Source organism: Prochlorococcus sp. MIT 1307 (assembly GCF_034092395.1).
Classification (GTDB): domain Bacteria; phylum Cyanobacteriota; class Cyanobacteriia; order PCC-6307; family Cyanobiaceae; genus AG-363-K07.
On record NZ_CP139301.1, the window covers coordinates 782,818 to 797,055 of the forward strand.

General features: G+C 40.0%; 15 protein-coding genes. 4 read left to right on the forward strand and 11 right to left on the reverse strand.

From position 1 onward, the window contains the following. Window positions 1-46 precede the first annotated feature (46 nt). The 9 genes from SOI82_RS04070 to SOI82_RS04110 form a co-directional block, all read right to left on the reverse strand. Window positions 47-262, reverse strand: coding sequence for a Nif11-like leader peptide family natural product precursor (locus SOI82_RS04070; RefSeq protein ID WP_320668094.1), 216 nt, complete (start codon window positions 260-262; stop codon window positions 47-49). 90 nt (window positions 263-352) lie between these two features. Continuing rightward, window positions 353-523: a hypothetical protein gene (locus SOI82_RS04075; protein ID WP_320668095.1), complete on the reverse strand. Its 171-nt coding sequence runs from the start codon at window positions 521-523 to the stop codon at window positions 353-355. Window positions 524-797: 274 nt separating this feature from the next. Then, window positions 798-962 carry a hypothetical protein gene (locus SOI82_RS04080; RefSeq protein ID WP_320668096.1) on the reverse strand — a complete coding sequence of 55 codons (165 nt, stop codon included), beginning with the start codon at window positions 960-962 and terminating at the stop codon, window positions 798-800. Then, the gene (locus tag SOI82_RS04085) at window positions 962-1,102 is read right to left on the reverse strand and encodes a hypothetical protein (protein WP_320668097.1); all 141 of its coding nucleotides are present in this window, start codon (window positions 1,100-1,102) and stop codon (window positions 962-964) included. The genes SOI82_RS04080 and SOI82_RS04085 overlap by 1 nt, the downstream gene beginning before the upstream one ends. Beyond that, on the reverse strand, window positions 1,099-1,422 hold the full coding sequence (locus tag SOI82_RS04090) for a hypothetical protein (RefSeq protein WP_320668098.1): 324 nt from the start codon (window positions 1,420-1,422) through the stop codon (window positions 1,099-1,101). Before SOI82_RS04090 ends, SOI82_RS04085 begins: the two co-directional genes overlap by 4 nt. Window positions 1,423-1,927: 505 nt before the next feature. Next, window positions 1,928-2,101 (reverse strand): hypothetical protein, encoded by a 174-nt coding sequence (locus SOI82_RS04095; RefSeq protein ID WP_320668099.1) that lies wholly within the window; start codon window positions 2,099-2,101, stop codon window positions 1,928-1,930. Between the two features lie 93 nt (window positions 2,102-2,194). Continuing rightward, complete coding sequence (locus SOI82_RS04100) at window positions 2,195-2,302, reverse strand: chlorophyll a/b-binding protein (RefSeq protein ID WP_414153521.1); 108 nt, start codon at window positions 2,300-2,302, stop codon at window positions 2,195-2,197. A gap of 69 nt (window positions 2,303-2,371) precedes the next feature. Then, window positions 2,372-2,518, reverse strand: coding sequence for a hypothetical protein (locus SOI82_RS04105; protein WP_320668100.1), 147 nt, complete (start codon window positions 2,516-2,518; stop codon window positions 2,372-2,374). A gap of 800 nt (window positions 2,519-3,318) precedes the next feature. Next, complete coding sequence (locus tag SOI82_RS04110) at window positions 3,319-3,492, reverse strand: hypothetical protein (RefSeq protein WP_320668101.1); 174 nt, start codon at window positions 3,490-3,492, stop codon at window positions 3,319-3,321. 365 nt (window positions 3,493-3,857) lie between these two features. On the opposite strand from SOI82_RS04110, the gene SOI82_RS04115 reads away from it, so the two are divergent. Next, window positions 3,858-5,270, forward strand: a complete 1,413-nt coding sequence (locus SOI82_RS04115) for a B12-binding domain-containing radical SAM protein (protein ID WP_320668102.1) — start codon at window positions 3,858-3,860, stop codon at window positions 5,268-5,270. Between the two features lie 706 nt (window positions 5,271-5,976). Here SOI82_RS04115 and ychF read toward each other — a convergent pair. Then, window positions 5,977-7,068 (reverse strand): redox-regulated ATPase YchF, encoded by a 1,092-nt coding sequence (gene ychF / locus SOI82_RS04120; protein ID WP_320668328.1) that lies wholly within the window; start codon window positions 7,066-7,068, stop codon window positions 5,977-5,979. A 103-nt stretch (window positions 7,069-7,171) separates the two neighbouring features. Between ychF and SOI82_RS04125 the strand changes: the two genes are divergently transcribed. The 3 genes from SOI82_RS04125 to cysS are packed head-to-tail and all read left to right on the forward strand — an operon-like array spanning window position 7,172 to window position 12,852. Next, window positions 7,172-8,308 carry an efflux RND transporter periplasmic adaptor subunit gene (locus SOI82_RS04125; protein ID WP_320668103.1) on the forward strand — a complete coding sequence of 379 codons (1,137 nt, stop codon included), beginning with the start codon at window positions 7,172-7,174 and terminating at the stop codon, window positions 8,306-8,308. Window positions 8,309-8,343: 35 nt separating this feature from the next. Beyond that, window positions 8,344-11,304 carry a DNA polymerase I gene (gene polA / locus SOI82_RS04130; RefSeq protein WP_320668104.1) on the forward strand — a complete coding sequence of 987 codons (2,961 nt, stop codon included), beginning with the start codon at window positions 8,344-8,346 and terminating at the stop codon, window positions 11,302-11,304. A gap of 48 nt (window positions 11,305-11,352) precedes the next feature. Further along, on the forward strand, window positions 11,353-12,852 hold the full coding sequence (cysS, locus tag SOI82_RS04135; RefSeq protein WP_320668105.1) for a cysteine--tRNA ligase: 1,500 nt from the start codon (window positions 11,353-11,355) through the stop codon (window positions 12,850-12,852). A gap of 33 nt (window positions 12,853-12,885) precedes the next feature. On the opposite strand, the gene SOI82_RS04140 is transcribed toward cysS, so the two are convergent. Beyond that, window positions 12,886-14,220 carry a sodium-dependent transporter gene (locus SOI82_RS04140; protein ID WP_320668106.1) on the reverse strand — a complete coding sequence of 445 codons (1,335 nt, stop codon included), beginning with the start codon at window positions 14,218-14,220 and terminating at the stop codon, window positions 12,886-12,888. Window positions 14,221-14,238: the final 18 nt, after the last annotated feature.

The window sequence follows — 14,238 nt, forward strand, 5'->3', positions numbered from 1 at the left end:
AGCAATTAATTTAATAAGTAACTATCAAAGATAGTTACTTATTAAATTAATTATATTCCCCTGGTACATCATTCTTTTTTACTGTAACCCTGCCTACTTTTTTCCCTGAGAACCTCAGCAACTCATCTCCGGAAAATTCAAATCCAAGCTTTAAGGCAATCTGCGCAACATCATCGGCTGTAGAGGATGCAAGCACCTCATTCTTAAGAGCAGTGTCAACCTGCATCTTTTGAAGGAAAGCCTTTAATTGATCTATTGCCATAGATTTATTTTAGAAGATGGACAAGAAAAGAATTAGCCGCAAGTCATATCAATGTTTTTTTGTCCATACCCCCCTGCAAAGCCCATCCTCCTAAGGTTCATCATAAAGAGAGCTTATTGCATCTACTTCTTTCAATGGGCTGGATATTTTTTTAGCAATTAAATCAGAAGCATATTTATCCAGCCAAAGAGAGTCTTCTTTATACAGGTGACAAATAGGTTTTTTTTCTGCAAGACCTTTATCCAATTCTCTTGAAGTCATTGAATACAAAACAGTTAAGTTAACTATGCTGCACATTGAGAATCAAACAAGTCGGTCAAAACACCTAAAGCATTAAATAGTTGAATTGATTGACGTACTATGTCTGACAAGTAATACTAATTAAGGGTCAAGATCCCTTGCAAAATAAGATTTACCCCAAGTTTAGTGGGAACCCATAGCGTCAATTGGGGTTAGAAAGAAATATTGAAGTTAAAGTTAAGTTAGATCCGTTCGAAAATAGTTAGATCATGGCTAGTATGAATTCAGTTGCAAATCAATCTTCTCTAGTAATTCCCATACAACCTTTTTGCTTGTTTGCTTTCATTTCTTCCTTGATTTTATTGAAAAAAGATACCTCTTCTGGATCTTCTGAGCCCAGCCCATAGCGCAGTGTCGCTGCTAAATAAATTTTGTGTTTCCTATGCGCATTAAGAGCCATTAGTAATGTGGTGGCTTTGATTCTTCAGGAGGAAAGTAAGCACGATCTTCTTCGTCATGGTCTATATGATTGAGGCTTTCTTCCACCTCTTCATAGCAGTCGACATCAAAATTTCTTTCGTTTTTTTTGCCTAAGGTCATGCTTCCTCCTTTGATATCACTTCAGCATCGACTACATCTTTCATCTCAACAAAGTCAATGTTTTTCTTATCTATCCAGCTATTAATTCCCACTACAATTGGCTGAGATGCTTTGAAGATAAAAACTGCAGTGGGAAGCACACTAATAATTCCCACTATGGGATTTCTAAAAAGCAATCTTCCAGCTCTCGCATTAAAAAGAATAATCAATGCCAATGGAATTAAAACACTCAGGATTGTCTTAAGCGGTTCCGCCCAACCATCACGAAAAACCCACCAAATAAAAGCGATACCAGCGACATATAAAGCTAAGTATGTCATAAGAAAATTATAGGGAGAAACACCACGAAAGCTATAGAAGATTTGTTTCTAGCCGTTTAACGATCGAAATCGATTTTCACTGCTCCTATCATAATTGAGGAAGTCCTAAAAGAAAGAAAATTCAACTAAATCTCGAAATAGTGAGTTTAGAGCAGAAGAAATTTTTTCAGACATTTTAGTCTTTAGCAAATTACAAATAAATAGGTTTAACTTTGTAGAATCCTTATTGTAATTACAATCTTCAAGAGAATTTATTAATTTTTTTGTGATTACTATTTCGTTAGAAAAGGAAAATCCCTTTTGATTGAAAGAAAATATGAACTGCTGGATTATGAAGGTATTGATAGTGGAACTCAATTCCAATCAATACAAAAAGCAATGAACTACTTAAAAATAATCCAGTTGATAAGAATTGGCGATCTTTAAAGAGATCTTGATTAGATATTAGAGATGATGTTGTCATGCTGATTAGATACAAATCATTAAAATGTGATATTTATAAGATTCAAGGTCTGCTTCCAAGTTGAAGCTGACCTGAATCTATTAATTGGCCCAGTTTCAAAGCTGTAGCTAGTTCACATCTAGAGAAATCTAATTGATTTCTCGTGACCCAACCCAATTCTTCCTGGGTAATAATCCCAGTAGATATGGATGTTAGAAATAATGCGCCAATTCCCATTTTTAAGCTCCTTAAAAAGAAGATTAGTTAGATCGTTTATAGATCCCTTGAACAAATTGCTTCAAAGGTTTGAAAGGGTTCATTTCCATAGCTTTAAAAAATACCAGGAATAATTTGGCCAGTAAATGTGTAGGTTCCAATAGCAGCAAGGATGCCAACCATTGCCCACCTTCCGTTTTGCATTTCAGCGCTTTCTTTCATTGTTTTTGGAGATAGTGTTTGTTTGTCTGAAAAAATAACGTAATAGTTATTTTTTAATTTGTGTCTTCTTTAGAAAACACCAGGAATAATTTGACCAGTGAATAGATAACTAACAATCATCAGATCAAAAGCAATCATTGCAAATCTTCCATAAAGGCGTTCTGGTATAGAGAAGTCAAGAGCTTCTGAAGAACTTGCTATAGATGAACTTGTCATAAGAGAAACTGAGAAAAAGAGAAAGCCAGCATGCGCTGATCTGTAAAGAACTATAACAAGTATATTACGAACTATGAAGGTTCGGTTAGCCGAAGCAGGCTTGTTTATAGTTAATTATTGCCAAAATAAGAGCTTTTATAGCCTTTTATGGCTTTTTAAAAGACTAGACCAGGCTGATGTTTAATAGTATAAATATTATTTATCTTGACCAATTAAACAGCTATATATATTTATGATTATCTATATTTTGGTTAGCTCTATCTCCTTTATGCCTCTATTTAAGTTTTCATGAAACATCTTTTCATGAGATATGCTCAATTTCGGCAATAATTATACGATATAACTATACTCTTTGCATCACAAATTGCGATCTTGGCTATCAGGCTTGAAACGGATATCGAACCCTACAACAATCCCGATTGAAATTAATAACAGTCCTATACAAGCTCCTAAAGGTGGGAATTGCCAAACCATAATTTCTCCTGTTAGTTGAAAAATTGGCGTTAGAAACGAGTGAATACTCCGATATTGCAAACACTTGAGTAACCACTGAAAGATGTGTTGTATCCCTTCAGCACTTAACTAGTGGTTAGTAGCCCCTTACGCCTGATTGAATAGTAAGGCAAATAATGAAATGCCTGATGCTGATAATGATTTAGAAAACCGTAGTTTTGTAATCGGAAGACCGAACAAAATGCACCACGTTTAGGTGCTTTTGATTTTTATCTTTTGGAGGCAGGACAAAGTGAAAGGGATATAGCCTTTCCGTTCCACGCAAAATTGCATAATTTTATGGGCAATCAATCCATTAATTCAACAATTTCATAGTAAGGACGATCTTCATAGTCAGCATCTGAGCAGCACATATCGCCAAAGATCTCCTCTAACAACTTATAAGCATCGTCATAGTTTTCGAACTCTTGAGCCGTGATCTCGTCCTCTTCTCCGTCGTGCCTAGTGATGCGGTATTTCATTACTCGCGGTTGACGTATTATGCCTTAATAGTTAAAGCAATTAATGGAGCAGATCCCCTGACAAAGAAGGCATCTCTACACATTAAATAAGAACTCCATTACGTCCATTCATATCAATTGATTTCAGGCAAAAGAGAGGGTTAGACATTAGTGGTACCAATCAATCTCAAGGATAAGGAATAGTTGGGCATCTCAGAATTCAGTCATGCCAATCAATCTGCCACTGTCATATGCATAAGTCTATAACGGGACGTGCTGAAATTTTCAACCAATAAGATCCTTTCCCATCATGATTTAATTTCTAAATTACCTACTTTTGCTATGAAGAGATCAGGTGAAGGTATTAGAGAAGACAAGGAGGTCCTATGAAAATAAAATTCATTTTGCCTGCATTAACAGAAGCGGAGAGTTCTTTTTGGAGACCTATTAAATATTCGCTTTTCCCACCTCTGGGATTAGCAACTCTTGCAGCATTTCTTTCAGAAGAAGATGAAGCGCAAATTGTTGATCAGCATGTCCAAAAACTCAACCTAGATGATGAGCCAGACATTGTCTCAATACAGGTCTATATAACTAATGCTTACAGGGCTTACAAAATTGCCGACCACTATCGTGCTAAAGGCGTTTTTGTGATTTTAGGTGGACTGCATGTGACCTCGTTACCAGATGAGGCACGCGCGCATGCTGACGTAATTTTTCTAGGACCTGGTGAGGAGTCTTTCCCAAGATTCTTGGAGGATTTTCGAAAAGGTCGGCAACATGTTGATGCCACATATATATCAAGAGCAAGGTCTTTATTGGGCGTTCCCAAAATGCGAAGAGATCTTATTGATAGACATTTATATCTCGTACCTAACTCAATTGTTATCTCTAGAGGTTGTCCTCATCATTGCGACTTTTGCTATAAAGATGCTTTTTTTGAAGGTGGAAAATCCTTCTATACGCAACAGGTAGATGAATCATTAGATGAAATCAATCGCTTACCTGGTCGACATCTCTATTTTCTGGATGACCATTTGTTTGGAAATAGGCAATTTGCTCGAGACTTATTTCGAGGAATGCGTGGAATGAGAAGAATTTTCCAAGGCGCGGCAACAGTCGATTCGATTCTTGAGGGAGATTTAATAGAAGAAGCAGCAGAAGCTGGTATGAGAAGTATCTTTATAGGTTTTGAGAGTTTGACCGAAGAGAATCTTTCCCTAAGCAATAAGCGACAAAATCTGAATAGAGATTACGATGCGGTAGTTAATAGATTACATGATCTAGGAATAATGATTAATGGAAGTTTTGTATTTGGTCTTGATGGTGATAACAAAAATGTTTTTCAAAAGACCGTCGACTGGGCTATCAATAGTGGAATCACCACCTCCACTTTTCACATAGCAACTCCATATCCTGGCACAAGATTTTACTCAAGAATGAAAGGTGAAAAAAGGTTATTGACAAATAATTGGGACCTATTTGACACTAGACATGTAACATTTAAGCCTAAAGGAATGAGTGAAGAAGAACTTAAAGAAGGTTATGACTGGTCATATAAGACTTTTTATACTTGGCCTTCCATTGTTCGCAGCAGTCTTTTCCATGGCTCATTAAAACATCAGGCCAAGCATTTCTTCTACACAAGTGGATGGAAAAAGTTTGAGGCAGTATGGAAAGTTTTGATCGAGATGAAACAGCTAGATCAGGCAACTCCTCTTTTAGAAGCAATCCTTTCAAAAATAACCCGAAAGAATAAAAGCAAGAAAGATATTGCGTCTAATACTTTAGCAATCTAAACGTTAAATAAGAACTCCATCAGATCCAGTAATCGTAATTGATTTCAGCCAAAAAAGAGGGTTAGACAAGGGTTAGACTTTTTTGAAAAGAGTCCATTTCCAAAAAAACTCTTTAAAACCTATCCATGCAAGGGTGTCTACTACGTATTTTTGTGTTTTTTGCCTTTTACTTTGGGATAAGTCTTCCTCTTGGCATGATCCTCATGGGACCAATACCTCCTCCAGAACTTGAGCAACTAAATAAAAAATTCAAACTGTCAAAACTAACCAAAGAAGAGGAAATAAGACTAACAAAATTAAACCTTGAAAGTGGTGAAAAATTTAGAGTTATATCAGGCACCCTACCTTTGCTTACCTTTCCAGCTTCACTACTACTTACATTCTTAACTTTTAAGAAAAAAAAGACCTCTTAAAGCCTATAAAGCCTCCTCTAAAGTGTTGCCAATAGAAGTGATCAATCAATCCTTTACTTCAACGATTTCATAGGAAGGACGATCCTCATAATCAGCATCCGAGCAGCACATACCCCCATAGATCTCCTCTAATAACTCATAAGCATCGTCATAGTTTTCGAACTCTTGAGCTGTGATCTCGTCCTCTTCTCCTCGTGCCTAGTGATACGGCATTTCATTACTCAAGGTTGACGTATTACGGCTTACAAGTTATAGCAATTAATGGAGTAGAACCCTTGTAGAAGAAGGCATCTCTACACATTAAACAAGAACTCCATAACATCGCCTTCATTGACAAGGTATTCCTTGCCTTCACTACGAAGCCAGCCCTTATTTCTAGCTTCAACCAAAGATCCAGCCTCTAAAAGTCTTTTATATCCAATAGTTTGAGCCCGAATAAAACCCCTTTCAAAATCTGTATGTATTACTCCTGCGGCCTGTGGGGCTGTCATTCCGGCCTTAATTGTCCATGCCCGAGTTTCCTTTTCTCCTGTAGTAAAATAGGTTCTTAGGCCTAAGAGTCGATACGTAGCCCTTATTAAACTTTTTAATCCGCCTTCCTTTACTCCAAGGCTTTTAAGATAATCAAGCCTCTCGACCTCACCAAGTGCAATTAATTCAGATTCAACTTGAGCAGAAACACGTACTATCTCGGCACCTTCATCTAGCGCTAATTTAGCGACTTCATTGCAATATTTATTTCCATGAGCAAGGTCTTCTTCACTTACATTAGTCGCATAAATAATTGGCTTTGATGTCAGCAATCCAAGTGGCTTTATTAATCTTTTTGCTTCCTGACTTAATTCAATATTACTAGCAGCTCCTCCTCCCTCAAGAACAATTTGTATTTTTTTTAAGGCTTCATCCTCTATATTTGCCTCATTGCTTGTCCGTAACTGTTTCTTCAATCTTTCACGACGTTTTTCTATTTGACTCAAATCAGCTAATCCAAGTTCCAAATTGATTACTTCTGCATCTCTAGCTGGACCTACTGATCCGGAAACATGAATCACATCTTCATCATCAAAACAACGTATAACATGCACAATTGCATCAACTTCACGAATATTTGCTAAGAATTGATTGCCCAATCCCTCTCCTTGACTTGCACCCTGAACAAGTCCAGCAATATCTACAAATTCAATTTTTGCCGGTATTAGTTGCTTACTTGAGCTCAGATCAGACAAAAGCTTTAAGCGATCATCTGGCACTGCCACTGAACCCACATTGGGTTCGATTGTGCAAAAAGGAAAGTTCGCTGCAGCAGCTTGTTCATTTGCAACTAAGGCATTAAATAAAGTTGACTTTCCAACATTTGGAAGACCAACAATTCCGGCTTTTAACATGTCTGGAAATTCAATTTGAAACAGAAAAAGCAAAAATTGCTCGCAAAGCAAGCCACAATTTGTCCCTCGAGCAGCGAGACTAGTAAGTAAAGTGCAAGGCCCTATGGCCAGAACAGACCAATCAACTGAAAACACCAATCCAACTAAGGGGTCTACTCTTCTCCGCAAAGTGAAGAGCTTGGATCCCAATAGAAAATCATGGGTTGGCTTGCTTTCATTTTTAATACTAATCAGCAGTGGGGGAGTCGCTTGGAAACTTGGCCCTGGGCAAAATAGAAGCCGTGATGTAAATGACTACACAGTAAAAGCAGAAAGTGGGAGCTTACCTCGCCTCATCACATCTAGCGGAGAGTTAAAAGCTGAGAGAAGTGTGAACGTAAGTCCAGAGAGACGTGGATTACTAGAAGATCTCTTTGTAAAAGAAGGCGAAAGAGTTAGCAAAGGTCAATTAATAGCAAGAATGAAAAGTGGTGATTATCTATATCGCCTAAATGAGCTGAAGGCAGAATATGAGAAGCAAAGAGCTTCCTATGAACGTAGAAAGAACCTTTTTGTCCAGGGTGCTATCAGTGAAGAAGACCACGATGAATATCGCAATAAATTTCTCACGAGCCAAGCTCGTCTCAAACAAAGAGAGGTGGAAGGTGATGAGTTGAGCATTCTTGCGCCTTTCGATGGAGTAATAACAACTCGTTATGCAGAGCCAGGCGCATTTGTAACTCCAACAACAAGGGCTTCCTCGAATGCAGGTTCAACAAGTACTTCAATTGTTGAGTTATCTCAAGGACTTGAAGTAATAGCAAAAGTTCCTGAAAGTGATATAGGTCGCATACGTGTAAACCAAGTTGCGAGTGTTCGGGTTGATGCATTCCCTGATCAACGGTTCAAAGCAAAGGTCAGTGAAATAGCACCTAGAGCTGTAAAAACAAATAATGTGACCTCTTTCGAAGTCACATTGTTATTGGTAAATCCATCTAAAAAGCTCAGAATAGGTATGACAGTTGATATTGAATTTCAAAGCAATGAAACCGCTATAAGCACCTTGGTCCCAACTGTCGCAATTGTGACCGAGAACGGAACTCCAGGAGTTCTGATAGTAGATCAAAAAAAACAACCCCTATTTCAAAAGGTTGAACTCGGAATAAGTAGTGGCAGCAGAACAGCAATTATTAAAGGCATCAATCCTGGGGATCGGGTTTTTATAGATCTTCCTCCATGGGCTAAAAGAAGACGAGACTAAAGACTTTTTATTGATTACATCGCATTTTTACATCCATGCCTGAGGTAGAAGACAAGCCAACACTGCTCCTTGTGGATGGCCACTCACTTGCATTCAGAAGCTTTTATGCCTTTGCGAAGGGGGGGGAAGGAGGTTTATCAACAAAAGATGGACGGCCGACAAGTGTTACATATGGGTTTCTAAAAGCCTTGTTAGACAACTGCAAAATTCTTAGCCCTAAAGGTGTCACTATTGCATTTGACACTGCCGAGCCGACATTTAGACATAAAGCAGATCCTAATTACAAGGCAAATAGAGATGTGGCTCCGGAAATATTTTTTGAAGATCTAGCACAGCTTCAACTCATACTGAAAAGTCAACTGAACCTTCCTCTCTGCATGGCTCCTGGCTATGAAGCAGATGATGTTCTCGGGACACTTGCCAACAAAGCCGCTAACAATGGTTGGCGCGTGCGTATTCTCTCAGGAGACCGTGATCTATTCCAACTTGTAGATGATAAAAAAGACATAGCAATTTTGTATATGGGTGGTGGTCCATATTCCAAGAACAGTGGTCCATCTTTGATTAACGAGGCCGGGGTAAAAGCTAAGCTTGGCGTGGTCCCTACAAAAGTAGTAGATCTAAAAGCTCTAACAGGAGACAGCTCCGACAATATTCCAGGCGTCAAGGGTGTCGGACCAAAAACAGCGATAAAGCTTCTCAAAGAAAACGGTGATTTAGATGGAGTGTATGCCGCTCTTGAGGTGGTTGAAGCCGAAGGAGAGAACGCATTCAAAGGAGCCATTAAAGGTGCCATAAGGTCGAAACTTCGTAATGACAAAAAGAATGCTTATCTCTCGCGAGAATTAGCACAAATACTAGTCAAAGTCCCACTCGAATCAATACCACGATTACATCTAGGAGAAGTTAATAATGATGGTCTAAGCAAACAACTAGAAGATCTAGAACTAAACAGTCTGCTACGACAAGTACCCACTTTCGTCGCTACCTTCTCTAAGGGTGGCTACTTTGCAAATAAAAGGACGCTTGATACCAATATCAAATCCATAGAAATCAAGACCAATCAACAATCATTAACTAATGAATTAGATCACAAAACACAAACCCCAGATCTAAGGCCTCAAATAATTACCAGTACTCTCAAATTGAGAGCACTGGTAGAACAACTAATGACTTACCGGTCACGTCTTCAGCCAGTTGCTTTAGATACAGAAACTACTAATCTCAATCCATTCAAAGCAGAACTAGTTGGTATAGGAGTTTGCTGGGGTGAAGGTTCAGACGAATTAGCCTACTTGCCCATAGGGCACCAACTCCAAGGGGACTGTACAAAGGGAATAACGCCAAGCCAACTACTTCTAGAAGACGTACTTTCTACCTTGGCTCCATGGCTCGCCAGCAAAGACCATCCAAAAGTCTTACAAAACGCCAAGTACGACAGGTTAATCCTCCTACGTCATGGCCTTCCTCTAGAAGGAGTAGTCATGGATACAATGTTAGCCGACTATCTCCGCGATGCAAATAGCAAGCACGGGTTAGAGGTAATGTCCAAAAGAGAGTTTAACTTTACTCCTCTATCGTTCAACGAGCTTGTAGGGAAGCAAGAGACTTTTGCGAATATTCAGATCGAGCCTGCAAGTTTGTACTGCGGAATGGATGTACATCTAACAAGAAGACTTGCTTTTCGATTAAAAGAAAAATTAGAGGAGCAAAGCTCTGAATTAATTGAGCTTCTGGAGAAAGTAGAGCAACCACTAGAGCCAGTTCTCGCCCAGATGGAAGCTACGGGAATACGTATCGACATCCCTTACCTTAAAGACCTATCACAGGAATTAAGCAAAGCACTTGAGCAGCTTGAGAAAAAGGCTCACGATGTTGCCGGTGTTGATTTCAATCTTGCCTCCCCAAAACAATTAGGAGAGCTTCTCTTCGAGACCCTTGGGTTAAACAAAAAAAAATCTAGGCGTACAAAGACCGGCTGGAGCACGGATGCAAATGTATTAGAGAAGCTAGAAGCAGATCATCCTGTCGTAGGCCTAGTAATAGAACATCGCATTCTGAGTAAACTACTAACCACTTATGTCGATGCCCTTCCTCAATTAGTAGAGAAAGAAACTGGTCGAGTACATACAGATTTCAACCAAGCAGTAACAACCACCGGTCGGCTAAGTAGTAGTAATCCAAACCTACAAAATATTCCTATCAGAACAGAATTTAGTCGGCGAATCCGAAAAGCTTTTCTACCACAAGAAGATTGGAAGTTGCTTAGTGCTGATTATTCCCAAATAGAATTACGAATTCTCGCACATCTATCTGGAGAAGAAGTTCTTCAAGAAGCATACCGCAAGCAAGAAGACGTGCATACTCTTACGGCTAAGCTTTTACTTGAGAAGGGTTCAATTGATGCTGAGGAGCGTCGCATAGGAAAAACAATAAATTTTGGAGTAATCTATGGAATGGGTGCACAACGATTAGCTCGATCAACTGGGCTCAGCCAAGCTGAAGCAAAAGAATTTCTTATTCGCTATAGACAACGATACCCAAAAGTATTCGCTTTTCTTGAGCGACAGGAAAAGCTGGCCCTTAGCAAAGGTTACGTAAAAACTTTGCTAGGTCGCCGTCGATCTTTTCACTTCAATCCTCATGGATTAGGTCGCCTGAGAGGCAAGGCTATTGATGAAATAGATCTAGAGTTTGCAAGACGTGGAGGGATGGAGGCACAGCAACTTAGAGCCGCTGCGAATGCACCGATTCAAGGTTCCAGTGCTGACATTATCAAAATCGCAATGGTCCAGCTTCAAAGAAAACTGAATACAGCCTCATTGCCTGCACGTCTGCTTCTACAAGTTCATGATGAACTAGTCCTGGAAGTAGATCCAAGATCAATGCAAGACGTAAAAAAAATAGTAAAAAACACCATGGAGGAAGCTGTAAGTCTTAGCGTTCCCCTACTGGTGGAGACAGGTACAGGAAGCAATTGGATGGAAGCGAAATGACCAGACAATTAATTTTTGATTTAACTACTCGAGTTTGCTGGTAATCGTATGCCTCTAAAGCTAACCAACACTCTTAGTAGAGAAAAGGAGCCTTTTCAGCCAATTACTTCTGGCGAGGTAAGCATCTACTGTTGTGGCGTCACTGTTTATGATCTCTGCCATCTAGGCCATGCTCGTAGTTATATCGTTTGGGATGTTTTACGTCGCTATTTAATCTGGAACGACTACAAGGTTACTTTTGTACAAAATTTTACTGATATCGACGATAAAATACTCAATCGTGCAGCACAAGAAGGGTGCTCAATGAACACAATCAGCGAAAGAAATATTTCAGCTTTCTTCGAAGATATGGATGCGCTTGGAATTCTTAGAGCAGATCGAATGCCTCGTGCTACAAAATGTCTAGATGGAATTCGAACTCTTATACAGGAATTAGAAGAGAAGGGGGCCGCATATTCAGTTGATGGAGATGTCTACTTTTCAGTAATGAAACATTCTGGGTACGGCAATCTCAGCAATCGCGATTTGAATGAACAACAACTCAATGTGGAGGGTCGTGTTAGAGATTCAGAAGGGGCCCGCAAAAAACATGCATTTGACTTCGCTCTCTGGAAAGGGGCTAAAGAAGGAGAGCCGAGTTTCCCTTCTCCATGGGGTGATGGCCGTCCTGGATGGCATATTGAATGCTCAGCAATGGTACGCGAAGAACTGGGCAGCACGATCGACATACATCTAGGTGGAGCGGATCTTATATTCCCTCACCATGAAAACGAAATAGCCCAGTCTGAGTCAGCAACAGGTCAAAAACTTGCAAGGTATTGGCTTCACAATGGAATGGTAAATGTAGGAGGCCAAAAGATGAGCAAGTCATTAGGGAATTTCACCACAATTCGAGCCTTGCTGGACGCAGGGGTATCTCCAATGACCTTAAGGCTATTTGTATTGCAAGCCCACTACCGAAAGCCATTGGATTTCACAAATGAAGCGCTTAACGCGGCCTCTGCAGGTTGGAAAGGTTTGAATCAAGCTCTTTCTCTTGGAACCAAATATGCAAATGTCCTTGGATGGGATAAGCCAGAGATATTAATTGAAGAAATAGTAATTGACGCTAAAGGCTCGACTGATAAGTCATTACATAAGTCAAAGCAACGATTTATTGACGTAATGGATGATGATCTCAATACTTCAGGAGCTTTGGCAGTACTCTTTGAACTAGCACGTCCTCTTCGTGCGCTGGCAAACCGATTAGATCGTGAAGACATAACAACTACCCCCAAAAAAGAATTAAAAGACTTATATCCTCAATGGCAACTTCTAGTAAGGCTAGCGAGAGTACTTGGCCTAAAGACTGAAGCAAATGAAAACCCTCTGTTGGGAAATGATCGTTTTCCAGATGAGAGCCAGATAAAGGAAGCGATAGAAAAACGAAAACACGCAAAATTAAATCGTGAATTTGCCACGGCAGATCAAATCCGCAATGAGCTCAAAGAAAAAGGAATCGAATTAATAGATAAACCTGGAGGAACTACCGATTGGACTCGTTTATAAACATCATTTATTAATTGAATCAATTTCTAGCATCTAACTCGCTACCCACTGTTGATAAAGATCGACCACGCTGACGATCAATCCAAAAGCAACAACAGGTGGAGAGACCCACCGAAGCATAAATTTCAGAAAACGTCTTACTCCTTGAGGAGTCTCACAGCCTGCCAGATCCTCATCAAAGCGTCTAGGAACAACCCATCCAACTAACAGAGATACAAGTAATCCACCAAAGATTAATAAGATCCCACCAAAAACAGCGTCCATACGCCCTAAAACCTCTAAATCCAGTGCAGATGGAAGGCCCAACAAGAAAATCAAAGCACTAGATACCCAAACCGCCTGCTTACGACGCCATCCCAGTCGATCAATTAATGAGGCAACTGGGACTTCAAGAAGAGATATAGAAGATGTAATCGCAGCGATATAGGCCAATGCAAAAAACAAAACAGCGACTACCCTTCCAGTACCGCCCAATGCGGCAAGACCAGTAGGAAGAGAAATAAATAATGTCCCAACTGTGGAACTACTAACAACATCTTGCAACCCAAAACTCATAACAACTGGGAATGTCACCATGCCTGCAAGCAGACCTACCGAAGTATCCATCCCTACTACAGCAACTGCCTCTCGAGGTAAGTGATTTCGACGATCTAAATATGCAGAATAAGCAAGGATGCAGCCTATCCCTGTACCTATAGAAAAGAATGCCTGCGTAAAGGCGTTGCGAACGGTAGAGGGGTTAAATAATTGATTGATATCCCACTTCAATAAGAAAGTACGGTAGCCATCCCAAGCTCCTGGAAGAGTGGCAGCCCAACAGGCTAAAACCAATAGCAACAAAAAAAGAGCTGGCATACACCAACGAGTCAATCGTTCAATACCGCCTCGAATCCCAGCAGAAACAACAATACCCGTCAGAGCAAGGCTTAGAAGTTGTCCAAATAAAACGCTATGGCCAGTGCTTACAGACCCAAAGAAAGCCTTAGCCTCCGCCAAATTATTTGGGAGACCAAATAAAAGTGAATGAACAAACGTATGGGCTGTCCAACCCATCAAAACCGCATAAAAAGCAAGTATTCCGCAGGATGCAACGACAAATAGCCAACCCATTGGCTGCCAACGATTACCAGCAGCATGAACAGGTGCATTGATTGGACTTTTACCTGTACTTCTTCCAAGAATCATTTCTGCTACTAATACAGGCAAGCAGACCACTAAAACAATCAAGAAATAGAGGAGTAGAAAAGCAGCTCCTCCTCCTTGCGAGGCTCGATAAGCAAAGCCCCACAAATTGCCTAGTCCAACTGCACTCCCAGCTGCAGCAAGCACAAAGCCAGTGCCTGATCGCCAATGCTCTCGCGCCGCCATTACAAAGTCCTCTTTCTT

Coding starts and splice junctions, on each gene's coding strand:
- SOI82_RS04125 (WP_320668103.1), top strand. CDS start 7,172: ATGGCCAGAACAGACCAATCAACTGAAAACACCAATCCAACTAAGGGG.
- SOI82_RS04140 (WP_320668106.1), bottom strand. CDS start 14,220: ATGGCGGCGCGAGAGCATTGGCGATCAGGCACTGGCTTTGTGCTTGCT.
- cysS (WP_320668105.1), top strand. CDS start 11,353: ATGCCTCTAAAGCTAACCAACACTCTTAGTAGAGAAAAGGAGCCTTTT.
- SOI82_RS04115 (WP_320668102.1), top strand. CDS start 3,858: ATGAAAATAAAATTCATTTTGCCTGCATTAACAGAAGCGGAGAGTTCT.
- SOI82_RS04095 (WP_320668099.1), bottom strand. CDS start 2,101: ATGGGAATTGGCGCATTATTTCTAACATCCATATCTACTGGGATTATT.
- ychF (WP_320668328.1), bottom strand. CDS start 7,068: ATGTTAAAAGCCGGAATTGTTGGTCTTCCAAATGTTGGAAAGTCAACT.
- SOI82_RS04110 (WP_320668101.1), bottom strand. CDS start 3,492: ATGAAATACCGCATCACTAGGCACGACGGAGAAGAGGACGAGATCACG.
- SOI82_RS04075 (WP_320668095.1), bottom strand. CDS start 523: ATGACTTCAAGAGAATTGGATAAAGGTCTTGCAGAAAAAAAACCTATT.
- SOI82_RS04090 (WP_320668098.1), bottom strand. CDS start 1,422: ATGACATACTTAGCTTTATATGTCGCTGGTATCGCTTTTATTTGGTGG.
- SOI82_RS04070 (WP_320668094.1), bottom strand. CDS start 262: ATGGCAATAGATCAATTAAAGGCTTTCCTTCAAAAGATGCAGGTTGAC.
- polA (WP_320668104.1), top strand. CDS start 8,344: ATGCCTGAGGTAGAAGACAAGCCAACACTGCTCCTTGTGGATGGCCAC.
- SOI82_RS04100 (WP_414153521.1), bottom strand. CDS start 2,302: ATGAAAGAAAGCGCTGAAATGCAAAACGGAAGGTGGGCAATGGTTGGC.
- SOI82_RS04085 (WP_320668097.1), bottom strand. CDS start 1,102: ATGACCTTAGGCAAAAAAAACGAAAGAAATTTTGATGTCGACTGCTAT.
- SOI82_RS04080 (WP_320668096.1), bottom strand. CDS start 962: ATGGCTCTTAATGCGCATAGGAAACACAAAATTTATTTAGCAGCGACA.
- SOI82_RS04105 (WP_320668100.1), bottom strand. CDS start 2,518: ATGACAAGTTCATCTATAGCAAGTTCTTCAGAAGCTCTTGACTTCTCT.